26 protein-coding genes are annotated in these 25,198 nt (G+C 46.0%); 11 read left to right on the forward strand and 15 right to left on the reverse strand.

The genetic code is table 11. From position 1 onward, the window contains the following. Positions 1-9: 9 nt before the first annotated feature. Positions 10-1,515 (forward strand): ABC transporter substrate-binding protein, encoded by a 1,506-nt coding sequence (locus TPET_RS08180; RefSeq protein WP_011944015.1) that lies wholly within the window; start codon positions 10-12, stop codon positions 1,513-1,515. Between the two features lie 42 nt (positions 1,516-1,557). Beyond that, the gene (locus TPET_RS08185; RefSeq protein ID WP_011944016.1) at positions 1,558-2,565 is read left to right on the forward strand and encodes an ABC transporter permease; all 1,008 of its coding nucleotides are present in this window, start codon (positions 1,558-1,560) and stop codon (positions 2,563-2,565) included. A gap of 20 nt (positions 2,566-2,585) precedes the next feature. Here the strand turns inward: TPET_RS08185 and TPET_RS08190 are convergent, their stop codons facing one another. From TPET_RS08190 to TPET_RS08245, 12 genes are all read right to left on the reverse strand, one after another. Beyond that, positions 2,586-3,785 carry an NADP-dependent isocitrate dehydrogenase gene (locus tag TPET_RS08190; RefSeq protein WP_011944017.1) on the reverse strand — a complete coding sequence of 400 codons (1,200 nt, stop codon included), beginning with the start codon at positions 3,783-3,785 and terminating at the stop codon, positions 2,586-2,588. Between the two features lie 159 nt (positions 3,786-3,944). Then, positions 3,945-4,604 (reverse strand): thioredoxin family protein, encoded by a 660-nt coding sequence (locus TPET_RS08195; RefSeq protein ID WP_011944018.1) that lies wholly within the window; start codon positions 4,602-4,604, stop codon positions 3,945-3,947. 15 nt (positions 4,605-4,619) lie between these two features. Continuing rightward, entirely contained in the window at positions 4,620-5,270 is a 651-nt protein-coding gene (locus TPET_RS08200; protein ID WP_011944019.1) for a cytochrome c biogenesis CcdA family protein, read from the reverse strand. Positions 5,271-5,359: 89 nt separating this feature from the next. After that, positions 5,360-6,007: a CBS and ACT domain-containing protein gene (locus TPET_RS08205; RefSeq protein ID WP_011944020.1), complete on the reverse strand. Its 648-nt coding sequence runs from the start codon at positions 6,005-6,007 to the stop codon at positions 5,360-5,362. Positions 6,008-6,019: 12 nt separating this feature from the next. Beyond that, entirely contained in the window at positions 6,020-6,739 is a 720-nt protein-coding gene (locus tag TPET_RS08210; protein ID WP_011944021.1) for an ABC transporter ATP-binding protein, read from the reverse strand. Next, positions 6,732-7,586 carry an ABC transporter ATP-binding protein gene (locus tag TPET_RS08215; protein ID WP_011944022.1) on the reverse strand — a complete coding sequence of 285 codons (855 nt, stop codon included), beginning with the start codon at positions 7,584-7,586 and terminating at the stop codon, positions 6,732-6,734. The genes TPET_RS08210 and TPET_RS08215 overlap by 8 nt, the downstream gene beginning before the upstream one ends. Further along, complete coding sequence (locus TPET_RS08220) at positions 7,583-8,659, reverse strand: branched-chain amino acid ABC transporter permease (protein ID WP_012896568.1); 1,077 nt, start codon at positions 8,657-8,659, stop codon at positions 7,583-7,585. Before TPET_RS08220 ends, TPET_RS08215 begins: the two co-directional genes overlap by 4 nt. Continuing rightward, complete coding sequence (locus tag TPET_RS08225; protein ID WP_011944024.1) at positions 8,659-9,558, reverse strand: branched-chain amino acid ABC transporter permease; 900 nt, start codon at positions 9,556-9,558, stop codon at positions 8,659-8,661. Before TPET_RS08225 ends, TPET_RS08220 begins: the two co-directional genes overlap by 1 nt. Before the next feature lie 76 nt (positions 9,559-9,634). Further along, positions 9,635-10,747 carry an ABC transporter substrate-binding protein gene (locus tag TPET_RS08230; RefSeq protein ID WP_011944025.1) on the reverse strand — a complete coding sequence of 371 codons (1,113 nt, stop codon included), beginning with the start codon at positions 10,745-10,747 and terminating at the stop codon, positions 9,635-9,637. A gap of 83 nt (positions 10,748-10,830) precedes the next feature. Beyond that, entirely contained in the window at positions 10,831-12,087 is a 1,257-nt protein-coding gene (locus TPET_RS08235) for a hypothetical protein (protein ID WP_011944026.1), read from the reverse strand. Continuing rightward, on the reverse strand, positions 12,077-13,315 hold the full coding sequence (locus TPET_RS08240; protein ID WP_011944027.1) for a DUF58 domain-containing protein: 1,239 nt from the start codon (positions 13,313-13,315) through the stop codon (positions 12,077-12,079). Before TPET_RS08240 ends, TPET_RS08235 begins: the two co-directional genes overlap by 11 nt. Continuing rightward, positions 13,312-14,229 carry an AAA family ATPase gene (locus tag TPET_RS08245; protein ID WP_011944028.1) on the reverse strand — a complete coding sequence of 306 codons (918 nt, stop codon included), beginning with the start codon at positions 14,227-14,229 and terminating at the stop codon, positions 13,312-13,314. The genes TPET_RS08240 and TPET_RS08245 overlap by 4 nt, the downstream gene beginning before the upstream one ends. A 127-nt stretch (positions 14,230-14,356) precedes the next feature. Here TPET_RS08245 and TPET_RS08250 point away from each other — a divergent pair, with 127 nt between their 5' ends. Continuing rightward, on the forward strand, positions 14,357-15,592 hold the full coding sequence (locus tag TPET_RS08250) for an aminotransferase-like domain-containing protein (RefSeq protein ID WP_011944029.1): 1,236 nt from the start codon (positions 14,357-14,359) through the stop codon (positions 15,590-15,592). 11 nt (positions 15,593-15,603) lie between these two features. Next, positions 15,604-16,488, forward strand: a complete 885-nt coding sequence (locus TPET_RS08255; protein ID WP_011944030.1) for a phosphate acetyltransferase — start codon at positions 15,604-15,606, stop codon at positions 16,486-16,488. Here TPET_RS08255 and mtnN read toward each other — a convergent pair. Together mtnN and TPET_RS08265 are read right to left on the reverse strand one after the other, a co-directional pair. Then, entirely contained in the window at positions 16,485-17,138 is a 654-nt protein-coding gene (gene mtnN / locus TPET_RS08260) for a 5'-methylthioadenosine/S-adenosylhomocysteine nucleosidase (RefSeq protein WP_011944031.1), read from the reverse strand. The two genes, TPET_RS08255 and mtnN, sit on opposite strands and share 4 nt — an antisense overlap. 40 nt (positions 17,139-17,178) lie before the next feature. Next, positions 17,179-17,670 (reverse strand): ferritin, encoded by a 492-nt coding sequence (locus TPET_RS08265; RefSeq protein WP_011944032.1) that lies wholly within the window; start codon positions 17,668-17,670, stop codon positions 17,179-17,181. Between the two features lie 98 nt (positions 17,671-17,768). Here TPET_RS08265 and TPET_RS08270 point away from each other — a divergent pair, with 98 nt between their 5' ends. The 7 genes from TPET_RS08270 to TPET_RS08300 all read left to right on the forward strand — a co-directional run bounded on the left by TPET_RS08270 (position 17,769) and on the right by TPET_RS08300 (position 23,994). Beyond that, entirely contained in the window at positions 17,769-18,413 is a 645-nt protein-coding gene (locus tag TPET_RS08270; RefSeq protein ID WP_011944033.1) for a hypothetical protein, read from the forward strand. 12 nt (positions 18,414-18,425) lie between these two features. After that, the gene (locus TPET_RS08275; RefSeq protein ID WP_011944034.1) at positions 18,426-18,725 is read left to right on the forward strand and encodes a hypothetical protein; all 300 of its coding nucleotides are present in this window, start codon (positions 18,426-18,428) and stop codon (positions 18,723-18,725) included. Positions 18,726-18,735: 10 nt separating this feature from the next. Beyond that, positions 18,736-20,043 (forward strand): DUF7305 domain-containing protein, encoded by a 1,308-nt coding sequence (locus tag TPET_RS08280; protein ID WP_011944035.1) that lies wholly within the window; start codon positions 18,736-18,738, stop codon positions 20,041-20,043. Further along, positions 20,043-20,540, forward strand: coding sequence for a hypothetical protein (locus TPET_RS08285; protein ID WP_011944036.1), 498 nt, complete (start codon positions 20,043-20,045; stop codon positions 20,538-20,540). Before TPET_RS08280 ends, TPET_RS08285 begins: the two co-directional genes overlap by 1 nt. 58 nt (positions 20,541-20,598) lie before the next feature. Continuing rightward, the gene (locus TPET_RS08290) at positions 20,599-20,952 is read left to right on the forward strand and encodes a flagellar protein FlaG (protein ID WP_048810889.1); all 354 of its coding nucleotides are present in this window, start codon (positions 20,599-20,601) and stop codon (positions 20,950-20,952) included. A 4-nt stretch (positions 20,953-20,956) separates the two neighbouring features. Then, a complete protein-coding gene (fliD, locus tag TPET_RS08295) occupies positions 20,957-22,780 on the forward strand; it encodes a flagellar filament capping protein FliD (RefSeq protein ID WP_011944038.1) in 1,824 nt (607 codons plus the stop codon). A 164-nt stretch (positions 22,781-22,944) separates the two neighbouring features. After that, positions 22,945-23,994 (forward strand): AfsR/SARP family transcriptional regulator, encoded by a 1,050-nt coding sequence (locus TPET_RS08300; protein ID WP_011944039.1) that lies wholly within the window; start codon positions 22,945-22,947, stop codon positions 23,992-23,994. 103 nt (positions 23,995-24,097) lie between these two features. Here the strand turns inward: TPET_RS08300 and TPET_RS08305 are convergent, their stop codons facing one another. Then, positions 24,098-25,198 carry a hypothetical protein gene (locus TPET_RS08305; RefSeq protein ID WP_011944040.1) on the reverse strand — a complete coding sequence of 367 codons (1,101 nt, stop codon included), beginning with the start codon at positions 25,196-25,198 and terminating at the stop codon, positions 24,098-24,100.

Below are 25,198 nucleotides of genomic sequence, written 5' to 3' on the forward strand. Positions count from 1 at the left end.
GTAGTGGGTATGAAAAAGTTAGTCTGGTTGTTTTTGATCCTGACAGTAACGCTCTCCTTCGCGGCAAAAGACATCATCGTGGTGGGTACAACGGACAAAATCAGAACTCTCGATCCTGCCAACTGTTACGATTACTTTTCTTCCAACATCCTTCAAAACGTCATGGTTGGATTGGTTGATTACGAAATAGGAACAAGCGTTCTCAAACCCGTTCTGGCGGAGAGATGGGAAGTCGATGAAACAGGAACGGTTTACACGTTCTATCTGAGAAAGGATGCAAAGTTCGAGGATGGAACACCCATCGATGCTCACGTCTTTAAGTACTCTTTCGACAGAGTGATGAAACTGAATGGAGATCCGGCATTCTTACTCTCTGATGTCGTCGAAAAAACAGAAGTAGTGGATGACTACACCTTCCGTGTAACTCTGAAGTACCCATTCTCCGCGTTCGTCTCTGTCCTCGGTTACACCGTTGCGTATCCGGTGAACCCGAAGGTCTATCCAGTCGATTCCTTCTACGAAGGTATCCCGTCTGCATCCGGCCCCTACAGGGTCAAAGAATGGATCAGAGATGTGAGAATCGTTCTCGAAGCGAATCCGAACTACTTTGGTGAAAAGCCAAAGACAAAGACCATCGTGATCAATTTCTACGAGAACGCTTCCACACTCAGATTGGCACTCGAGACGGGAGAAATCGATGTTGCTTACAGACATCTCGACCCCAGAGATGTTATCGATCTCGAGGGAAGAGAAGACATCGTCGTTTACAAAGGTAACAGTCCACAGATCAGATATCTGGTGATCAACGTCACACAGCCCCCGTTCGACAACGTGAAGGTGAGGCAGGCACTAGCTTATGCGGTGAACAGAGACGTCATAGTTGAAGACGTGTTCGTGGGGCTTGCAAAACCGTTGTACTCGATGATCCCGGAAGGCATGTGGGGACACAAGGACGTATTCCCGAAGAGGGAGCTCGAAAAAGCGAAAGCTCTTCTCAAAGAAGCAGGCTATGACGAGAAAAATCCTTTTGTGATAGACCTGTGGTACACACCTTCACACTACGGAACGACAGAAGCGGATGTTGCCCAGGTGTTGAAGGAATCGTTCGAAGAAACGGGTGTCATAAAAGTGAATCTCAAGTACGCAGAGTGGTCCACTTACGTGGAGTACTTCCTGAACGGAACGATGGGTTTCTTCCTCCTCGGATGGTACCCCGATTACCTTGATCCGGACGATTACGTGTGGCCGTTCCTCAGTGAAAGCGGTGCAAAATCCCTCGGTAGCTTCTACTCGAATCCTGAGGTAGAAAACCTGATGATAGAAGCAAGGAAATTCACTGATCTGGAAAAGAGAACAGAAATCTACTACAAAGTCCAAGAGATCCTTGCAAGGGATGTTCCTTACATACCGCTCTGGCAGGGAGTTGCAACCTGTGCAGCGAAAAAACAGGTGAAAGGAATTCTGCTTGAACCCACACAGATATTCAGATACTACATACTCTACTGGGAAGATTGAACTCCGCCGCCCCTTCCCAGGGCGGCTTTCGGAGGTGCCGTGATGTCCCTTAAAAACTACGTGATAACAAGAATCCTCCTTGCTGTTCCCATGATATTCATTCTTCTGGCACTCATATTCCTGGTGCTCAGGATCATACCCGGGGATCCGGTGCTCGCTATTCTCGGAGGAAAAGCACCGAAGGAAGTCATCGAACAGAAGAGACACGAGCTCGGTCTCGATAAACCCATCATCGTCCAGTTTTTCGATTACATTGGAGATCTTCTCAAAGGTGATCTGGGAAAATCTACACTGACGGGAAGACCCGTTTGGGAAGAAATAAAGGAGAGATTTCCCGCGACTTTGGAACTGACACTCTTCGCTTTCATCGTAGCCGTCCTCATAGGTATCTTTTGGGGGAGCTTCGCTGCGTACAAAAGAGACAGCGGTGTTGATATAGGTGCCAGGATGTTTTCAATGGTGATGTACGCGGTTCCGGTTTTCTGGTTCGGTTTGATGATGCAGTACATCTTCGGAGTTATCTTGAGATGGCTTCCCGTTGGTGGGCGATTGTCACCCACTATGAATTTGAAAGTGATAACGGGTATCTATTCGATAGATGCGCTTTTCACAGGAAATTGGGAAGCACTGAAAGACGTCTTCGAACATCTCTTACTTCCGGGACTCACACTCGGACTCGTGATCTCCAGCGTCTTTGTCCGTATGGTGAGGAACAACACCGTTCTAACACTGGCCCAGGATTTCGTGAAGGCGGCTCGTGCCCGCGGTTTGAAGGAGAGGGTAATTCTGTTCAGGTACGCCCTGAAAAACGCACTGGTACCCATCTTCACCATGATGGGTCTTCAGTTCGCTCTCCTTCTGGGAGGGGCGGTCCTCACAGAAACCACCTTCTCCTGGCCCGGTCTTGGAAGCTACCTTGTGATGAAGATCAGATACAGGGACTTCCCTGCCATACAGGGCACGGTTGTTTTCTTCGCTTTGATCGTGGTGGTGATAAGCATTCTCGTCGACGTGATCAACGCCTTGATAGATCCTAGGGTGAGATACTGAAAAGAGCGGGACACGCCCGCTCACAGTAATTTTTCGAGATTCTTCTTCACTTCGTCTATGAACTCTTCGAGAGTGACATACTTGTCGATTGATGGTTCTGTGAAGGGCTGAAGGTCTTTTGTGATCACACCAGATTCTATGGTGTTTATCACGGCCTTTTCCAGTTTGTCTGCGAATTCACACACCTCCGGTGTTCCGTCGAGTTCTCCTCTCTTTCTTATGGCACCCGTCCACGCGAAGATCGATGCGGTTGGATTCGTCGAGGTCTTTTCTCCCTTCAGATATCTGTAGTAGTGTCTCCTCACCGTGCCGTGGGCTGCTTCGAACTCGTAGACGCCATCGGGGGAGACGAGAACCGACGTCATGAGACCGAGACTACCGAATCCTGAAGCGATCATATCGGACATGATGTCCCCTTCGTAGTTCATACAGGCCCAGAGCATACCCCCTTCACTTCTCAAAATCTGTGCAGCCGCATCATCTATGAGCATGTATCTGTAGTTCACGCCGGCTTTTTCGAGTTCTTCTTTTCTTTTGTCGACCTCTTCCTGGAAGATGTCTTTGAAGTACGCGTGGTACACCTTGGAGATCGTGTCTTTCGTCGCAAACCAGATGTCGACCTTTTCAGAGATGGCGTAGTTTATACACGACTGAGCGAAGCTTCTGATCGATTTCTCCAAGTTGTGCATCGCCATGACCACACCGTTTCCTTCGAATTTGTGTACGAGGAGTGTTTTGTTCTCTTTGTTTCTGACCACGAGTTCCACTTCCGCCGGGCCTTCCACTTTCACTTCCACAGCGTTGTATATGTCACCGTAAGCGTGCCTTCCTATGATGATCGGTTTCTTCCAGCGCTTCACTAGTGGTGGCACGTTTTTCACCATGATGGGTTTTCTGAAAACCGTTCCATCAAGGTACGCTCTGATCGTTGCGTTCGGACTCTTCCAGGCTTTCTTCAGATTGTACTCCTTTACCCTCTCCGCATCCGGGGTGATCGTGGCGCACTTGACGCCGACACCGTACTTTTTGATAGCTTTTGCTGCTTCGATCGTGATCTGATCGTCTGTTTCGTCTCTCTTCTTTATTCCGAGGTCGAAGTAAACCAGCTGGACGTCGAGGTAGGGAAGGATGAGTTTTTCCTTGATCATCTTCCACATCACACGTGCCATCTCGTCACCGTCGAGTTCGACAATGGGGTTTTTAACCTTGATCTTCTCCACTCTTCGTACCTCCTTTTCTGTGATCGTTGCTATTATTAATGATACCATCCTTTTTTGGACTTCAGATGTGGAGTTTCATCGTTTCATTTAACGCTTTCGTGAAATTTGACTCAAGAGGAAATCGTTGCAAAAAGTAAAAGGGTGCGGAAGCACCCTCTTTCATTTAACGAGCAGAACACGGAGAGCGCCTTTTTCCTGAAGGGTCTTTGCAACATCAGGTGAATCCGTCACGTATATCCTGTCTCTTCTCACTTCGTTCGGTACGGTATCCACTTTCACAGCGTTTTTATCTTTTTTCAGAACGAAATCTGCGTCTTCTTTGGAAATTTCGATGATCAACGGCTCACCCACGAACGGATCGTCTTTCTTCAGGTAGGTCTGGAAGTCTTCTTTCAACTCCTGAGCGACGTATTTCAGAATCTTTATGAAGTTGTCTTTGTCCACGTAGCCAGGAAGGTATCCCAGACCTTCTTTTCCCTTGAAAAAGAAAAACGTAGGCGTTCCTCTCACACCAAATCCAGCGAAGAGATCCCTGTAGCTAACCGATTCCTCTCCCAGAACTTCCTTCGCAAAGAGTGTGGTTTTTTCATCTGTGGCGTACAGCTCAACGAAGACGAAGTTTGGAATCAGAATTTCCTGGAAATCTTCTTTCGGGAATACTTCTTTCTTGAACAGATTACAGTAGTAACAGGTTGGACTCGAGAACATCATGATCAGCTTTCTCTGGGTGATGTTTGCGAGTCTGTAGGCATCATCTAAAGTGAGGGCCAGTGAGATCACACTCAAAGCCAAAATCGCGATGATTAAGAACCTTTTCACAGTACCATCCTCCCATCAGTATGTGATGAACCTTCCCGTGAGAATGAGCACTCCAACGAGAACGAGTGAGAGAGAACCCACTACTTTGAGAACATTCATCCACACAGGTTTTTTGAAACTGACGCGGTTCAAAAGTCTGTTGACGAATCCTCCCATCAGTATGAACGGAATCGAAATACCCAGAGAGTAAAGGAAAAGAAGTACTCCTCCCTTCACCGGTTCTCTTCCACTCGCCACTATCGCGAGGATACTCCCCAGTATAGGACTCGAGCAGGGAATCCACACGAGTCCCACACTACCACCGAGTAAGAAACCATTCAGGAATCCTTCCCCTTTGTAGCGCCACACGTTGGGATTCTTTTTCATCTTCACAAGTTCAACATCGAACAGGTAAAACAATCCAAAGACTACGAGAGCAAGCCCGGAAATCCACGTGAGTATGTAAGTAGGAATGAAATTTCCAAACAGTCCAAAAAGGACTCCTATGACTGAAAAGAGAGAAGATATTCCCACGAAAAAACCTATGATCTTCAGGAAATCTCCTTTCGAGGCAAAGAGTACGCCAAGAAAAGCGGGGATCAGGGGCAGGACACACGGACTGAAAAATGCGAGAAAGCCATATCCGAGAGCCATCCAGTAACTCACTTCTGCGACGGCGAAACTCATGTTCTCTCTCCTCTTCATTTTTTCTACTGAAAAAGTCCAAAATAATTATAACACAGAAACACCCCCTCACAGCGAGGGGGGCTGATGATTCAGTTCGAATGATAGTACAGAAGCTTCACGTCGATTTCATCGAGAGATTTCACGAACTTCTCGTGGTCGATGTTTTCCACCCTGAGTGTGGCAAGGTAAGAATCCTTCCCTTCTTCGAAAAGTGTTGCGATAGAGATGATGTTTCCACCCGCTTCATAGATCCTCTTTGCCACTTCGAGAAGTTCACCCGGTTTGTCAGGCATTTCCATCGTGTACCTTATGGTTCCTTCCCTCTTGGTTCCGAATATTTCCACAAAGACTTTGAAAATATCCGTCTGTGTGATGATTCCAACGAGACGTCCCGCATCGTCAACCACAGGGAGTCCACTTATGTCCTTCTCTTCCATTATCCTTGCCGCATCTTCTATCGGTGCGTTTTCGTTCACTGTGACGACATTTTTTGTCATGATCTCCTCGATTTTGAGTTTGGAAAGAAGGTAGTGGAGTTCCCAGATGTTGAGTGTCGTGGCTTTAGAGGGAGATGCGTAGAGAAGGTCCTTTTCTGTCACGATACCGACGATCTTTTCATCCTTCATCACTATGAGGCGTTTGATTTTGTTCTGTTTCATGAGTTTGAGGGCCTCAGAAAAAGAGGTCTCTGGAGCGATGGTGATGGGATTTCTCGTCATGAAATCCTTGACAAGCATGTTTTCCCCCCTTTATGCAACACCAAGATAGGCCTTTCTGACCATTTCGTTATTCAGAAGGTCGCTGGCTTTTCCTTCGAGAACGATCTGTCCAGTTTCGAGAACATAACCGTAGTGGGCAACCTTCAAAGCGCCGAGGGCGTTCTGTTCCACCAGGAGAATGGTGGTCCCCTCCTGGTTGATCTTCTGGATGACCTCGAAAACTTCGGAGACCAAAATGGGGGCAAGACCCAGAGAAGGTTCGTCCATCATCAGAAGCTTTGGCCTGCTCATCAAAGCCCTTCCAATTGCGAGCATCTGCTGTTCTCCACCGGAAAGAGTGCCCCCAAGCTGTTTCAATCTCTCTTTCAACCTCGGGAAGAGCGAGAAGATCCATTCCAGGTCACGTTTTATTCCCTCTTTGTCTTTCCGGTTGTACGCTCCCATCATGAGATTCTCGTAGACGGTGAGTTCTGGAAAGATCCTTCTTCCTTCGGGAACCAGGGCTATTCCCATTTTGTTTATCATGTGAGCAGGTTTGTTCGTTATGTCCTGGTCGTTGAAGATGATCTCTCCTTTTTGTGCCCTCACGAGTCCTGCTATCGCGGAGAGTGTTGTGGTCTTTCCCGCACCGTTTGCTCCGATCAGCGTTACGATCTGACCTCTCGGGACTTTCAGGTCTATTCCCTTGATGGCGTGGATCGCACCGTAATAAACGTGGAGAGACTGGACTTCAAGGACGATGTCAGACACTCTCCCACTCCCTTCCGAGGTAGGCCTCTATCACACGTGGATCGTTCTGAATCTCCTTCGGTGTTCCTTCTGCTATGATCCTGCCGTAGTCCATCACTATGATTCTCTCACAAATTCCCATGACCACTTTCATATCGTGCTCTATGAGAAGCACCGTCAGGTTGAAGTCTTTTCTGATCTGTTTTATGAACTCCATGAGGTCCTCTGTTTCCTTTGGATTCATACCAGCGGCGGGTTCATCCAGCAAGATCAGTTTCGGTTCCGTTGCAAGAGCTCTGGCTATCTCCAGCTTTCTCTGCTCTCCATACGGGAGCGAGGAAGCCTTCTCGTACATCACCTTTTCGAGTCCCACCCTCTTGATGAGGTCCTTGGCTTTTTCTACCATTTCTTTTTCTTTCTTCAAATACCCGATTTTCGTGACAGCCCTCCAGAACCAGAAACGTCCGTGGCCCTTTTTCGGCTTTCCGTGTTTCACAAGAATCCTGTCCGCGTCAGGATTGGAAAGAACATGATGCTGAGCCACAAGAACGTTCTCGAGGACGGTCATGTCAGAAAAGAGCCTGATGTTTTGAAAGGTCCTTGCGATTCCAAGGTGTGTGATCTGGTACGGTCTCAAACCCGTGATATCTATACCGTTAAACACGATTCTTCCCTTTGTGGGAGTGTATATACCCGTTATCACGTTGAACACGGTTGTTTTTCCCGCGCCATTTGGTCCTATGAGCCCGACGAGTTCTCCCTCTCTGATCTCGTTCGTGAAATCGTCCACCGCTAAGAGTCCACCAAACTGCATTGTCACATGATCCAGAAGGAGGAGAGGTTTCTTGGAAAGATCCGTGACTGTCATTTCTTTTCACCACCCTTGCGACGAGCAAAGAGCCATCTGTAAATGTTGTTCCAGGTGAGTTCTTCCCTTCCCATGATACCCCTCTGCCAGAAGATCATCACAAGGATGAAGATAGCGGATATCACGAGGATCCTCATTCCCTTTATACCGGGAACGTGTATACCAAAGAACGTGAAGGGCTCTTCCAGATCCCTGAGCCACTCGAAGAGTATGGCGAAGAGAGCAGCTCCTATGAGCGAACCCGAAATGCTGCCGAGCCCACCCAGAACTATCATAATGAGAACGTAGAAGGTGAGCATGGGACCGAGTGTGGTCGTTCTGGGATCTATCGTGGTGAGCCAGTGTGCGTAAAGTGAACCAGAAACACCCGCGAAGAACGCTCCTATGACAAAGGAGAGAAGCTGATGTTTGAAAACATTTATTCCCATGGCTTCCGCTGCTATGCGGTCTTCTCTGATAGCCTTCAGTGCCCTTCCGTAACTACTGTTCACAAGGCTTGCTATGAACAGAACCGTTACAAACAGCCAGCCGTAGCACCACCAGATGTTCGAGTATTCCGGAATTCCCTTGAGACCAAGAGGCCCGTTTGTGATTCTGATGGCGTTGAGAGCGATGATCCTTATCACTTCTGCGAAACCAAGGGATGCTATCGCGAGGTAATCACCAGAAAGCCTCAAAACCGGCCATCCTATGAGAAAAGCGAAGACGGCTGCCAGTACACCACCTGCCACTGTGGCGGTGAAAAAGTCGGTGTGTACGTTCGCAAGCCAGGGAACAATCGGCTCTATTATGAAAGACATCGCTTTTTGTTCGGGTGAAAGCGTAAGAAGAGACGCCGTGTAAGCACCTATCAATATGAAACCGGCGTGTCCAAGAGAAAAGATACCCGTGATACCGTTTATCAGGTTCAAACTCACCGCCATGATACCGTAGATGGCGATGAGCCTCACTACCCTCAGCTTGTAGCTGTCCATGTATCTATCGGCCAGATAGAGAAGAAGGGCCATGAAGATCAGAAAAACAACCGTGAGAATGAAGTTCGTTCGTGCAGATAGTTTCTTCTCCATCTTCATCACACCTTTTCCACGATTTTTTTACCGAGAAGTCCCGAAGGTTTGACGAGCAGTATGATGATCAGGATGATGAAAGCAAAGGCGTCTCTGTAACCCATAACGGCTGGAAAATAAGCCGCAAGGAATATCTCAATGAGACCGAGAAGAACACCACCGAGAACAGCTCCGGGAATTGAACCTATTCCTCCAAACACAGCCGCAATGAAAGCCTTGAGACCCGGCATGAAACCCATGTAAGGGTGCACGTTTGGAAATCTCATTGCCCACATGATACCACTTGCCGCTGCGAGTGCCGAACCGAGGGCAAACGTAAAACCGATGACGGCATCCACGTTGACCCCCATGAGAGCAGTTGTTGGTATGTCCATGGAAATCGCCCTCATAGCCATTCCGATCTTTGTCCTGTAAACGATGAAAAACAACACTATCAGGATGACGATGGTGATGAAGATCACGAGGAACGTGAGAAGTGGTATTCTGGCCCCTGCTAATGTCAGAACCTTGTTCAGTATGGTTCTGTCTTTGAAAACATTCAAGAAAGACTTGGGAATGGCACCGAACACGACCACCGCGAGACTCTCAAGAAAGAAAGAAACCCCGATAGCGGTGATAAGAGCGGAAATTCTGGGAGCATTTCTCAGAGGTTTGTAAGCGACCCTGTCTATGAGAAAACCAAGTACCGCTGCCCCAAGGATTGCTACGATGGCAGAAAAAAGCGGATTCAAAGAAAGAAGAGTAGCAGCGTAGAAGGCAAAGTAAACACCCATCATCATAACATCGCCATGGGCAAAATTGATGAGCCTCAGAATTCCGTAAACCATGGTGTAGCCGATCGCTATCAGTGCGTACAGACCTCCAAGCATGATTCCGTTGAAGAGATTCTGGAGGAAGAATACCACTCTTTCACCTTCCTTTCTTATCAAAGAAAGCGAAGCCCCAAAGGGGCCTCGCCTTCGTTCGTTCCAACTGGGCTTTTTATTTGAGGTCGCCAGGATTGATGACGGCTTCAAAGTCAACGGAACCGTTCTTCACGACGTTTACAACGACAGACTTGATAGCGTCTCCGTTCTCGTCGATGTTTATGATACCGCTGGCACCGTTGAAATCTTCCGTTTTTCTGATCTCCTCGGCGATCTTTTCCGTGTCGAAGCCTCCTGCCCTTTCGATCGCGTCGAGAAGCACCATGTAAGCGTCGTATCCGAGGGCACTAAGTGCAGCAGGTTCTTTTCCGTATTTTTCCTTGTAGACTTCTACGAACTTCTTTGCAACAGGGTTGCTGGCTGCCTTCGGATGGTAGTGTGTGGTGAAGAGAAGACCTTCCACTGCTTCTCCACCGATCTCTATGAGCTCCGGTGCGTCTGCGCCGTCACCAGCGAGGATGTAACCGGTGAATCCAAGCTGCCTTGCCTGTCTGGAGATGAGGGCGATCTCCGGGTAGTACCCTGTTATGTAGATTGCATCCGGGTTGAACGACATCGCAACGGAAAGCTGTGCGGAAAAGTCCTGATCTCCGCTCCTGAAGAACACCCTTTTCACCTGTCCGCCGAGTTCGGTGAACTTGTCTTTGAAGAAATTAGAGAGTCCGACGCTGTAGTCCTGTTCAACGTCCGTGAACACAACAACCCTTTTTGCGCCCAGATTTTTATACGCAAAAACTGCCATGGCTACTCCCTGGAATGGGTCGATGAAACAAACTCTGGAGACGAACTTTCTTCCCTGCGTCACGAGTGGATTCGTGGAAGCGGGAGTTATCATGGGAACTTTGTTTTCTTCTGCAATGGGTGCTACGGCGAGAGAATGCGCACTTGCCACTTCACCAATTATTGCGAGGACCTTCTCTTTGTCGATGGCTCTTGACGCTGCGTTCGCTGCTTCGGTTTTTTCACTTCTGGTGTCGAGAAGAAGGAGCTCCACTTTTTCTCCCAGAACTGTGGGTTTCTCTTCGTACGCGATCTGAATCCCTTCCCACACCATCCTTCCAAAAGCGGAAATACCACCCGTCATTGGAAGGATCACACCGATTTTAACGGCAGAAAAAAGATTCAAAACTGTCAAAACAAGAAGAACAGTTACCAGCACCTTCCTCATATCTCTTCCCTCCCCTCACAAGAATGATTTTTATAAGTATTTTACAGGCTCACCATAAAACGGTCAAGAAATCCTTTTGAATCTTAATGCAGATTTTTCTGGGGGTTAATGTTTGCCTTTTTCAGTTCTTTCTCTGATTCCGAGAAAATCTTTGCTATTTCTTTCTCAGGCAGTTTTATTCCTTTTCCTGCATATTTACTTTCGACGTACAGCTCGGTCAAACCTCTAAAGTGTCGAAACTTTTTCCCGGATATCAACTCGTACGGAGTGAGATGTTCCTTCCCTGGAAAATATTTCCACCTCAGGAAGAGGTACGCGTCTTCTAACGTGTGTATTTCTTTCCGTTCAGTGCGATGTTCCTTTTTTTCAACATCTTCTTTTTCTTCCTCTCTCGATTCTTCCGTTTCAATTTCTTCGCTCGACGTTTTCAACGTTCTAAGGAAGAGCTTCAAAGTGGTGTGGAAGAACAACAAAGCCACGAAAAGAGAAACAACGGTTAGGATCCATCTTACCGAATTCCACGAAGGATTTCTTTCGATTTCAACGATGGTCACAGAAGCAGAAGGAGTGGACGAAAGCATCTGACCCGCTGGTGTGAGTTCTGGAATCCCTATATCGAGATTCACGTTCTGGACCACCATGTTCACAAACAACACGAACAGATAAAAACTGACCACAAAAATACCGAGAGCAGCAAAGACGTAATGTGAAACCTTCAAATTCATTCGAAACTCTTTGAAGAAAACAACAACGAGTAGTACCACACCTGCCACAGCGATCCAGAAAATGACCTCCCAGAGAAGCTTCATAGCAGGGCTACTGTTCTGTGTGAACTTTTCTATCACGATCACAACGTTTCTCACCATCTGTTGAACTGATTCAACACCCTCAGGCTGGTGCGTTTCTGAAAAAAGAGACGGAAGCTTGAGTTTTGGAACAAAAATCAGAAGTGGAACCACAGAAGCGTAGAGGAACTTCTTCTCATAAAGGAAAAAGAGGGCCATAGCTCCTGAGACAAAAAGGAGTGAAAATGGATTCCTTTCGAAGATCAACGAAAGCGCGAAAAAGAAGACCAGCGAATACACTTTTGACCTTTCATTTTCGAAGTCTGAAAGTACAAGGAAAAATGTGACCACCAGAGATAAGAGAATCAGGTCTTTTTCTTTCGAAAGTATCCAGAGAAGGAGACCTGAGATCGGAAGAACGATCAGGTAGGCTCTGGAGAATTTCTTCAAAACCACCGCTACCGCTGAACTTGAAAGGAGCAACAGAGAGTAGAGGTTGATATCTTTCATCAAAACCAGAAGCAAAGCACTACCGAACAACACGTCAAGGAACACTTTCTATAACCTCCTGAACGGTCATGTTCTCCTGCACTCCCCTCACGATCACGTGGTTCTCTTCGAGTAGCTTCACCTTTTCCAGAAGATCGAGGAGATCTTTCCTCATGAGTAGATAGCTCCTGAAAGGCTTCGTGTTTGGATCGCGTAAACCGTAAGGTATGACAAATACTATCAATTTTGAAACCTGAGACCTTATTCTGAGAAGCAGAGGAAGTTCCTGCTCCGTCAGGTGTACACAGAAAAGGAGTACAGTATCCGAAGGATCGAATGCAACGGTCTCCAGGACACTCTTCGTATCGGAACGAGGATTGTCTGTTCCTCTCACGGTAGCGAGCAGTTCAAAATCCACCACCCAGTCTCGATCGCGATTTTTCCAGATTTCTTCACCTATGACCGTCAATTCCACCGGTGTGTGACGTTCTTTCAGGTCTTTCACCATGCTCGCCACGAACCGCACCACTTCCTCCTCGTAGTACCTCCTCAGCTCTTTCCAGACTTCTCCCAACTGGACATCTTTTGGAAGGTTCAGATCGAGGAGGATTTTCACCCTTCCCAGTGCGGTGTGGTCGTGCTCTTTCACGAGCAATTTTCCATATCTTGCGGAGGCTTTCCAGTGTATTTTGTTCATCGGCTCTCCGTTGTAATCTCTGAGGCCTTTCAGCATCGTGTTGTCCTCGAGAAGCCTCTGAGGGCTTTTTCTACCCGGCAGGAGCTCTTTCAGGGCCTCTTTGTAGAATTCGATCGGCACATACTCAGGGAAAACGATCACCTCGTCCTCTACGTTGAACTCCTTCTCCACAGAAAAAGTTGCGAATGTGTCCTCGATCGTTATGGAAAACCCTTTTAGAATCTTCTTTCCACGTGTTCCAAACGAGAAAACGAACACCAGTTTTTTTGAAGAAGACGGTGTCAGAGAAATTTCTTCGGTGTCTTTCTTGAAAAACCTGACGGGGGAAAGACTCGGGTTGAGCTTCATCGAAAGCCTCAAGGGACCGGAATAACTGATCTCGTAGATCATCTCTGCCTTTTCGTCCACGAAAAGTCTGGTTTTCGTGATTTGCCTTTCTATCTTTATCTTTGGAATGGTTTTCAGAGTCAGAAAGAGATCCAGCCACCTTGTCACGACAAAGAAAACCATCAGAAGAAAAATGTTGTTCTGTGTGAAGATCCATACTGCAACGGAAAAGATTGTGAGAATCACAAGTGGTTTCTTTCTTACCCTCATTTGACCACCTTCACACGGTCGAGAATTTCTCTCACTATATCCTCCTTTTTCTCCCTTTTGAGTCTAGACTCCGCGGATTGTATCACTCTGTGGGGTATTACATATTTAGCTGCCCTTTTCACATCATCCGGCAGGACGAAATCCCTCCCATCCATGAAAGCAAGGGCCATGGAAAAATGCATGAGGGCTATGCTTCCACGTGGGCTCATGCCCAGAAGAAGCGACGGATGATTTCTTGTGGCACTGGCTATATCGACGATGTATCTCTTCACTTCGTCACTCACAAAAACGTCTCTCACCTTTCTCTGAAGATCTGAAAGCTCATCGGGATTCATGATCGGCTTCAGCTGGCTTATGGGATGTTCTTTTTCCTGGGATGTGAGCATCTGAATCTCTGATTCTTCATCGGGATACCCCATCTTCACACAGATCATGAAACGGTCGAGCTGAGCTTCCGGGAGAGGAAAAGTACCTTCGTATTCAATCGGATTTTGCGTGGCGATCACGAAGAATCTTTCAGAAAGTTTGTGTGTGATTCCATCCACGGTCACTTGACCTTCTGCCATTGCCTCAAGGAGAGCAGATTGTGTTCTCGGTGTTGCCCTGTTTATTTCGTCCGCGAGGAGAACGTCGGTGAACACGGGACCTTTTTTAAAGACAAAGTCTTCCTTCTTTCTATCGTATATGTACAGGCCGGTGAGATCCGTCGGAAGGAGGTCTGGTGTGAACTGAACTCGTCTGAAATCCACTCCAAGAGAAATAGCAAGGGCTCTTGCAAGCATCGTTTTTCCAACCCCCGGCACATCCTCCATGAGAACATGCCCTTTTGCGAGAAGCGCTGCGACAACAGCTTCAATGATTTCTCTCTTTCCCTTTATCACATTTTCGATGTTGTTTATCACCCGTTCTATCAATTCAGGATCCCTCCAGATGTATGGTGTTTGCATATTTCAAAGTATACCAATTGAATTTTAATGCCAAAAAATTGTCGGTACTGGTGTATAATTCTTCAAAAGAAAAGATACTTCAGGAGGTGTTGTTGTGAATTTAGAAGGCAAGATCTCAAAAATAGGTCGAAACATGAAATCCTCCATCATCAGAGAAATTCTCAAATTTGCCGCGGACAAAGATGCCATTTCTTTCGGAGGGGGTGTGCCTGATCCCGAAACGTTTCCGAGGAAAGAACTCGCAGAGATTGCAAAGGAGATCATAGAGAAAGAGTACCATTATACCCTTCAGTACTCCACAACGGAAGGAGATCCCGCTCTCAAACAGCAAATCTTGAAGCTTCTGGAGAGGGTGTACAGTATCACAGGACTCGATGAAGACAATCTGGTATTCACCGTTGGATCGCAGCAGGCACTGGATCTCATCGGAAAGCTCTTCCTCGACGATGAGAGTTACTGCGTTCTCGATGATCCCGCGTACCTTGGAGCCATAAACGCGTTCAGACAGTACCTTGCGAACTTCGTAGTGGTTCCGCTCGAGGACGACGGAATGGATCTGAACATTCTGGAGAGGAAGCTCTCTGAATTCGACAGAAACGGAAAGATAAAACAGGTGAAGTTCATCTACGTTGTTTCCAATTTCCACAACCCGGCTGGAGTCACCACTTCCTTGGAGAAGAGAAAAGCGCTTGTCGAGATTGCAGAGAAATACGACCTCTTCATAGTGGAAGACGATCCTTACGGTGCTTTGAGATACGAAGGGAAAACGGTGGATCCCATATTCAAGATAGGTGGGCCTGAAAGGGTGGTTCTTCTCAACACGTTCAGCAAAGTTCTCGCGCCGGGTCTCAGAATAGGGATGGTGGCGGGAAGCAAAGAGTTCATCAGAAAGATCGTTCAGGCAAAGCAGTCTGCGGATCTGTGCAGTCCCGCTATCACTCATCGTCTTGCTGCACGTTACTTGGAAAGGTACGATCTTCTCGAGCAGTTGAAACCCACCATCGAACTTTACAGGAGAAAGAGAACGGTGATGCTCAACGCCCTCGAAGAGTACTTCTCCGATATACCGGGTACGAAATGGGTGAAATCGGAAGGTGGTCTTTTCATCTGGCTTACCCTTCCTGAGGGTTTCGACACCTGGGAGATGTTCGAGTACGCGAAGAGAAAGAAGGTGTTCTACGTTCCTGGAAGGGTTTTCAAAGTGTACGATGAACCGAGTCCTTCTATGAGGCTTTCCTTCTGTCTGCCACCGGATGAAAAGATCGTTGAAGGAATCAAGAGACTCAGGGAGGTTGTTCTCGAGTACGGCAGAGAAAAAAGTCTTCTGTGAGGAGTGAGAGAATGTTTCTGGAAAAACTGGTTGAGATGGTTCGTGGAAGGGGAAAAAAGCTCGCAGTTGTGGCTGCAAACGATGATCACGTGATAGAAGCCGTTTACAGGGCCTGGAAGGAAAGGGTGTGCGAGCCTGTTTTGTTCGGCCCAGAGGAAGAGATCACCAGAATCATCGAGGAACTCGTTCCTGAATGGGAGAGCCCCCAAATCATAGATTGCCCACCAGAAGAGGCAGGAAGACTCGCTGTGGAGGCCGTCTCAAAGGGAGAATGTGATTTTCTCATGAAAGGAAAGATAAAGACAGGAGATTTGATGAAAATCTATCTGGATGAAAAATACGGTCTTCGAACGGGAAAGACGATGGCGATGGTGAGTGTGATGGAAATACCCGATTTCCCGAGACCACTCATCATTTCCGACCCTGGTATGCTGATAAGTCCCTCTCTGGAACAGAAAGTTGACATGATAGAACACTGTGTTCGAGTGGCAAATGCTTTGGGAGTAGAGAGACCAAAAGTCGGAGTAGTGGGAGCCATAGAGGTTGTGAATCCAAAGATGCCCATCACGATAGAAGCGGCCATTCTTTCAAAGATGAACCAGAGAGGACAAATAAAGGGTTGTATCGTCGATGGACCGTTCGCACTGGACAACGTCGTCTCAGAAGAAGCAGCGAGAAAGAAAGGGATAGAAAGCCCCGTGGCGGGAAAGGCTGACATCCTGATATTACCAGACATAGAAGCAGCGAACATTCTGTACAAAGCCCTGGTTTTTCTTGCTAAAGCGAAATCAGCTTCTACCATTCTTGGTGGGAAAGTCCCTGTAGTTCTCACATCACGTGCAGACTCGAAGGAAACGAAGTTTTACTCGATAGTCCTCTCGGCGATATTTGCTTAGAAAACGCACCTTTTCAGAACATCGAGGAGGATCAGATTCGAGAGAAAACCGTATCTTTCGTAGTTTTTTCTGAACTCTTCTTCTGTTTCCCTGCCGCATACGTCAACAATTGTCTTTATGGCGAGAAATTTCTTCTCGTTCTCATGACACACCTTTGCCACGGCAGCGGAGTCCATATCGACGCAGAGAGCTCCCGTTCTTCTTTTTATCTCTTCGGCTTTCTCCTTTGTTGTCACAAAGGCGTCCCCACTCGCTATCAGCCCCGTTTTGATCTCTCTATTCGAATAGGCAATCACCTTGTTTTCAAGATCTTCACTTCCCGAAACGATGATTCCTTCATCACCGAGAGCCGTTTCGAAATCGTACTCAACGTAGGAATCTCCTATCACGACATCTCCAACTTCAACACCTTCCAGACCGCCGGCGTTTCCCGTCAAAAAAACGGTATCAATGTTGAATCTATCCAGAAAGGCCTGAGTAACGAGTGCGGCTTCCACCTTCCCAATAAAACCGTAGCTCACGACCACCTCGTTTCTTCCTACAACTCCCCGCTGATAGTATCTTTTCAAAAGCCGTCCTTTCTCCAGAACTTCCATCTCCATGATCATGGGTTCCACTTCTATCTTGAACACACCGAGAACCAGGATCACATTCCCACCTCCAGATGAGAAAAAAGGGGCGCGGTGCCCCTCACTCTCTCTGTCCAAGGTACCTGTCGAGCTGGAAGATCACAGACATCTGACCATTTGCCTTTTCCAAAAGGTCGAGGATTTCTCTCACCTGGTCCTCTTCTTCCACCTGTTCGTCAACGAACCACTTGAGGAAGCTCACAGTAGCATGATCCTTCTCTTCCGAAGCTAGTTCCAGAATGTTGTAAATCGACTGAGTGACGAATTCTTCGTGTTTCAACGCAGCTTCAAAGGCGTCTTTTATTCCGTTCCAATTCGAGGGTGGCTTTTCTATAGCTTCGAGTTCAACTCTCCCTCCTCTGTCGTAGATGTATTCGTAGAACTTCATCGCGTGGGTGAGTTCTTCCTGCGCTTGCTTCTTCATCCAGTGGGCAAAACCCTTGAATCCTTCAGCATCAAAATAAGTTGCCATCGAAAGATAGAGATAGGAAGAGTAGATTTCTTTGTTCAATTGATCGTTGAGTGCTTTCCTCACTTTTTCTGAGATAACCATCGTCTCACCTCCTACTGTACAATTCTACCACTTGCCACACTTTTGCCACATTTTTCTGTTAAAGTTTAGGCAGAGATCTGTTGAAGGGGGCGGTTGTTATGAGATTTTCTGTCATGATCTATCTTCTGGTGATTTCGTCTTTACTGTTCTCAGGAAGTTTTCACAAAGAGTTTCCCTTGCAGACTTGGAACTCACACTATCCAGAATCGGCGTGGGGAGCTGTTTACTCTAAAAACATCGTAACAAGGCTTGTTTCCGATAAAGTTGTGGCGGTGAACGTGTATAAGACAAAGGAAATATCAACAGAATCCGGTGCAGGTCCTTTTAAAGATATAGCACACACTATCGTACTCATGCTTTTCTCCACCATCATATCTCTGATGCTTTCCTATGTTTTGAAAGAAGCAGTTTTCATCGAGAATAGAGTTATAGAAAATATCGATAACGTTTATTCTAAAATAATCTACATTTCTGGTGCCAACCTGTGGAGAAAATTCCTGACTGACAACGCGGCGCAGTGGGATGAGGTACACACCGAACCATCCACTTTCACCCAGATAAGCTTCGAATTTGATCTTTCAAGCAATTTCCTTTCTGAGAGATTCGATCACTATACCCTCGTTTCAACCTCTACTCTTTACGTATACGAAGAAGAAATTGTGAACGCGTTCTTCGAGATCGTAAAAAACGGCAAAAAGCTTCCGCATGGTGCTTCGTTCAGTTTCGGATGGCCCTATGAGTGAGGAGGGATTAGTTTGAGCTTGATAGAAAACGTGGTGGCCCTTATTCTGGTAGGAGTTGTTTTTGCGTTTTTTGTTCTTTTTCTCAACCAGGTTATTGAGAAATCCATGAGGTATTATGTGGACATAACGAAAATTTTCCAGATCCAAAAAAATCTGGATGAGATATTTGTAGCAGAGGAACTGTACGACGGCTTTGAAGAAGTCAATTCTGCTCTCGTTTTGAGAAAGAACGGTGATTCGGAAACCCTGAGTATAACTCTTTACAGATCGAGTGAGAAAAATCCGGTCTTTGTTTTCACGTATGCGAAATGAGGTGGTCAGTGTGAAAGGAAGCGCACTGGTTTTTGCCCTTCTGGTTATGATTTTAATGTCAGCGGTTTTTCTTGTTACACTGAGTGTGTATAAAAAAGTGGAAAGAGACTACATCACCGAACTGAAAAAAATCATGGTTTTCAACGTTACACGAAGTACTCTGGAGACAGTTTACGAATACCTCAAATCCAAACCCGATAAATTACGGGCGTATCTCGGTGAATTTCAAGCGGAATTGAAAGAGTTTCCTGGAACGGTAAAGCTTGTGCTCTCTGAAATTGGAGAAGACAATTACAAGCTAACCTGCACCTCTGTACTGGATGAGTTCACCGACACTCAAACGATCGTTTTCAGAAAAAAAAGCAATCTTTTTTCTTACGCAGTGGTTGCTCTTGGAAAGCTGAATCTTTCTAATGTCGCAGAAATTTACGGGAATGTTCTGTATAGAGGGGAAAGCAAGCTTTCTGTTCCAAACAACTTCGTTCTCAACGGTAATTTGATCGTTGAGAAGGCCGAACTTGAACTTTCTAACAATGCAGTAATAACTGGAAACGTAGAAGTTCAGAACTCAAATCTCACCATGTCTAACAAATCCCGTATTGGAAGTCCTGATAAACCTTCCATTGTGAAGGTAAAAGAGAATGTAGTTTTGCGTAACAACTCAGAGTTGTACGGAGACGTTTATGCGGGCGGAAATGTAGAGAGTTCCGGAACGATATCTGGTCAAACTTTTGAAAACCGTGATGACATCGCTTTTTCCAATCCTCCCAATTTTCCTCCACCTGAGATTCCAAACGATCTTCCTTCACCAAGTGGAGAACTGGTTCTCTGGCATAGAGAACAAACTCTCACATCGGGCACTTACAGTTACAGTGCTGTAAAAGTTCAAGAAAAGAGTAAATTAATTGTCGATACATCGAACAGCGATGTTATTTTGAGAGTTGGAGAGTTAAATGTCGATATTGATGGAATAATCGAGGTTAAAGGATCGAACAACCTTATTATCTATGTGGATCAAAAAGTTACCTTTTCAAACAACGCGGAGTTTAAGACACCAGATGGTGGAAAGGTTTTCATCGTATCTGATAAAAATGTTGACATCTCATTCTCTAACAATTCAAGTATAGAAAACCTGTACATTTACGCACCGGGTGCAAAGGTAACGTTCAGTAACAATGCAAGTTTCAAAGGCTCTGTTGTGGCCGGAGATGTGAGTTTGTCGAACAATGCGGAATTTGTAGAACCTCAATCTGTTCCTGTGGAAGTTTCTGGAGAATCCAGTGCCGATTTTGAAATCGTCGAATGGGGGAAAGACTGATGAGAAGTGGTTATACCCTGGTTGAAACTCTTGTTTCTTTCATCGTTTTGATAGTTATTCTGGGGACATTTTTCATCGTTTCGATGTACTCTATAAGAACTCTGAATATCGTGAAAGATTTTGGAGAATACTCCTACCTTTTGAGTACGATGAAAAGCAAGATCACAAACCTGCTTCTGTTCGCGTCGGATGCCACAGCGGTGGATACTTACCCGTCACTGGACAATCAGTGTGTGCTGTACAAAGAAGGAAAATCACTGATCTTCGAGTGTTCCGATGGAGAAAAAATATACCTCTCTGATAACATTTCCGATGCAACATTCATCGTGAAAACCTTTTCTATCAGAGACAAACCGAGAAAAATCGTTGTCTTTCATATCGGTGTTCTAACACCGTTTGAAGGCCAAACCGCAGCCACTTTTTCCGTGCCACTCATGAACTCCCACAGATCTTCAGGGGCAACTTCTGAAGGGAAGTATCTCCTAGTAGAGTACTAAAATTCTCAATTTCGAGTCGATATAAAATTATGGAGAATGTCAGATGGAGGGATCCACGATGAGGATCGATCCCACGGATGGGAAAGGAAACGAGGTGTTTCGTAGAGAAATAACAAGAAGTGAACTCCACGTGGAAGCGAACGGATCAACACCCATCGCTGAGATGAAAAAGCAACAGGAAGAAGATGTTCAAAGAGCCATAGAAGAATTTTCGAGGAAAATGGAAAAACTGAGGAAAATCTTCAGGGGAGAGGCTGAGTTCAGATACGACAGTGAACTGAACTTGGTGATCGTGAAGATAAAAGACACCGAAACGGGAGAGATCATAAGGCAGATCCCTCCTGAGGTGATGGTGAAGATCGCAAAGAGCATAAACGAGCTGCTCGGGATACTCGTAGACGAAAGGGTGTGATCACATGGACCTGAGCAAAATAGCCAGCACCATAAACATGAGATATTACTCACAGCTGGGTGGTTTTCAGGTGGGAGGAGCTGTCAGTGGACTCGACACCCAGTCCATCATAAACGCCATTCTCGAGGCGGAGAGCCAGCCGCTTCAGAATCTCACAGAAAAGTACGAAAAGTACGAGCTCATGCAAAAAGCCTACGAAGAGGTGAAGACAAAGCTCAGAGAATTCAGAGATCTGGTCTACAGCTTCAAACTCCAGAGTACTGTTGTCCAGAAAACAGCCGTTTCTTCCAGCTCTCTTCTTTCGGCTGAGGCTTCTTCCGTGGCCGTCACAGGTGTATACCACGTAAAGATCGTTCGAACCGCGACTTACACTACACTGACTGGAGCGAATGAAGTTGTTCCGTCTCCCGATTCAACGAAGACGTTTGGAGAACTCAATTACATGTACACACCTCAGGAAGGAACCGTGAGACTGTACAACAACGATACAGGAAACTACGTGGACGTTCAGGTTCTCTCCACAGATACCATAGACGACATCGTCAACAAGCTGAACAGCGCTCTTTCTTCTGCTGGAATAACAGGAAGCGCCAGCTACGACACTAGCACCGGAAAGCTCAGCATCACTTCCGACAAGAACTTCTCGCTCGTCGATATCACAGGAAACTTCACGAAGGTGTTTCATCTGGATGAAGCCAGTCTGAACTACAGCAGTGGAAATTACTCTCTCACCAGCACGGCTTCCGTTAGCGGCCTTTCTACGGTGAAAACGCTCCTGCAGATTGCCACATACACTTCAAAGACCATAATAAGTGGAAAGGTGAAGATAAACGGTGTGGAGATAGAATTTGATCAGAACGAAACGTTGTCTTCCCTTATAAAAAAGATAAACGACAGCGAAGCCGGGGTTACCGCCAGCTATGATTACCACGCGAACAGAGTTGTGATCACTTCGAAAACTTCCGGCCCTGAAGCCATCACTCTGGAAGACACGGACGGAACCGGTTTGTTCTCGCTTCTTGGAATAGAAAATCACAGTCTCTTCGTGGGTCAAAAAGCTCATCTTCAGATCAGTATGGATGGTACAAACTGGGTGGACGTGTATTCAGACACGAACGACGTGGAGTACAACGGTGTCACTTTCCATATCTCTGGAGTGACATCCGAAACGATCACCGTTGATGTGAAAATCGACACAGATGCGATAGTTGAGAAGATAAAAGGATTCGTAGATAAATGGAACGAAACGATGGATTATCTGAACGAAAAGCTTACAGAAGAACCGGTAACTGACAAATCCGAAGAAGAGATGACAGAAGAGGAAAAAATGAAAGGAGTTCTGAAAGGAGACGATCTGTTAGAAGAGATCTTCTCCCGTCTCAGGGGGTTCATCACGTATAAAGCCGAAGGAGACATAAACTACCTCTGGGAACTCGGGATCAGCACAGGGGACATAGGAACCGGATACGAGAACATGATGAAGGGCCATCTCGAAGTGGATGAGGAGAAACTGAAACAGATAGTGGAAGAAGATCTGAACAAGGTATGGGAGTTCTTCGGTGGAGCGAACGGTTTCGCTACACAGCTCGACGATTATTTATGGGAACAGGTGAAGTTCAACGGAAGAATTGATCAGTTTGCTGGAATCAGTGGTCGAATAGAGAGAGAACAGAGGTTCCTTGCCACACAGATAGCGAGTTGGATCGAAAGGCTCTCCAAGAGAGAACAGGAACTCTGGAGGAAGTTTTCAGCCATGGAGGAAGTGATCTCCCGGCTTCAAGCTCAGGGAAGCTGGATATCTCAGGCTCTGCAGGGTAATAACAAGTGATCATAGTACAGCTTTCAGTTTAAAAATCATCTGTTTTGAATGAAGGGCAACTTTTTGGGGGTTGCCCTTTTTGCTTTTTTAAACTATGAAGATCTGTGATATAATGACAGTAAAATAACACTAAAAAGTTTCGAATTATTTTAAATAAATGGGGAGAGGGGATTATGAGTATTTTTGTGAAAACCTTTGGTGGAACAAGAGTTATCAAGGATGGTGATTTTGTAAACGCAAGAGACTGGCCATCGCAGAAAGCATTTGCGCTGTTCAGGTATCTCGTTTTCAGAGGAAATGAGGAAGTGTCCGTTGAAGAGATCTACAACCTCTTTTGGGAAGGCATGGACGACACATTCGCGAAATCCAACCTGAACACCACACTCCATATCATAAGGAAAACCACCGGAATAACGAGCGAACAGCTCTTTGTGAAGGGAGACCTCTGCTGTTTCTTCCCGGGAAACGAAATCACCATAGACGTGGATGTTTTCGAAGAATGCCACAAAAGTCTGATGAAAACCACGTCAGATACTGAACGTGAAAAACTCCTTAAGAAGATGTTCGAGATCTACACAGGTCCCTTTCTGATCGAAGACATTTTCGCAGAATGGATTCAGGAAATCAGAGAAATCTACGAATCGTGGTACTCGGATGTTCTGAAAGAACTCTTCGAGTTGTACTTGTCGAAAAAAGATTACAACGCTGCTCTCGAGATGGTGAACGTTTATTTTCAGAGGGAACCTTACGATGAGGACATGTACTACAGAACAATAGAGGTTCTTCTGAAAAAGGGCGAGATCACAAGGGCAAAACGCGTATACGACAGACTCTCAAGTCATCTTATGGAGATAGGGATAAAACCTCGATTGAAATTCGATGATTTTCTCTCCAAAAGGAGCTCAGAATTCATGCTGAATGGCAACAAAGCAATTGTGGTCGATGAAAAGCTCTTTGAGAAGTTTCTCTTTCTGGAGAGTCGAAGGAGAGAAAAATCCTTTGTCCTAGTTGAAGTGAAACTGACAGATAAGAGTATTAACACTGAAGATGTCTCCCAAAAAGTAGCGTTTCACCTTCGAAAAGGTGACGTGATTACCTTCTCAGGTGAAACTATCCGAATTCTCTTCCACTGTCCTGAACAGCGTCGTCCAACAATGGAAAAACGCGTGGTAAACACACTTGAGAAAATAGGGCTGAAGAAAGGCCAGTACGAAATTTCCTGAAAATGCAGATTAAAAAATAGCGCCGCCACCTCGCATGTGAAACAGCGACGCTCAAAGAAATGTACTTAACGAATGTATCGGGAGAAATGGGGATAGAGAAGGATCAGAACGAGTATCTCACTCCGATGAAAATTCTGTAATTCGTAGAGTCATACACTACTCCCAGAAGAACAGTTATACTCTTGCTGAGATCATACCCTGCACTTAGTGACGTCTCCCACGACATTTTTTCGAGTGTCCAGTGACTTTTGAAAGAAAGGCTTGCGGAAAATCTGTCGAACTTCAGATCCCCCCTACCCCACCAGAGTATTCCGGAGAATTTTGTGAGATCGAAGAGCACGTACACACCAGCTGAGAGAGAAAGGTTTCCCACACTGGTACGATCTGAAAATCCAGCTCCCAAATATCTGAACCGCCAGTAGATAGCCCCGAGTTTCAATTCTTCTCCAAACAGTTTCGTTTCTACGAGAAGTCCATCGGGAAAAGAAGCGGAAAAGTGGATACTTTTGTTCAACCAGAGACTTATTTTAGCTTCTGGGTAAGAGGAAATCAGTATGAAACTCTCTTCAGACTTTTCTTCTTTACCCATGAACTCCTCAAGCCCAGAAATGTTTCCCGCAACGAAAACTTTTTCTTCAGGTGGTTTTTCTACAACAAGAGCCCTGCAGAAAACGACCATTCTGTGTTCTTTCTCATCCGTTTCGAATTTGGAATAAGCAATCGGTTGAAAGTCCTCTTGAGAGATCCATATCTTTGTTCGAAGATGTGCGCTGTCCAGTCTCATTTCGATATCAGATAGAACACTTTGTTTATCCAGCTGTTGTGGTGTTATCGAAAGGTACATCTCTTGCACCGTTGTCATTCCCTGTGTTACTGTGAGGATCTCCTCCCTTCCTACACGTAGGACGGCCGATTTTCCGAGAACGGTCAGGATCCAGGGTTTTGAAAGAATTCTATAAGAATCGCGTATCACGGGAAATTTCACTTTTATGGAGAATGGAAAAAGCTTCAGTTCTATCGTATCATTCGAATAGTGTATCGAACCCTCGTTGGACTCATCGGTACTGAGATAGAGCTCCTCCAGAGAAACTCTAATTCCGGTGCTCTCTTTCACTTCTGCCATTACAAACTGATACATGATCATGGGCTCCGAGAACACTGTTGCAAAAGCGAGAATCAGAAAGATCATCAGCGACCATTTCAT

The sequence above is a fragment of the Thermotoga petrophila RKU-1 genome (assembly GCF_000016785.1).
Classification (GTDB): domain Bacteria; phylum Thermotogota; class Thermotogae; order Thermotogales; family Thermotogaceae; genus Thermotoga; species Thermotoga petrophila.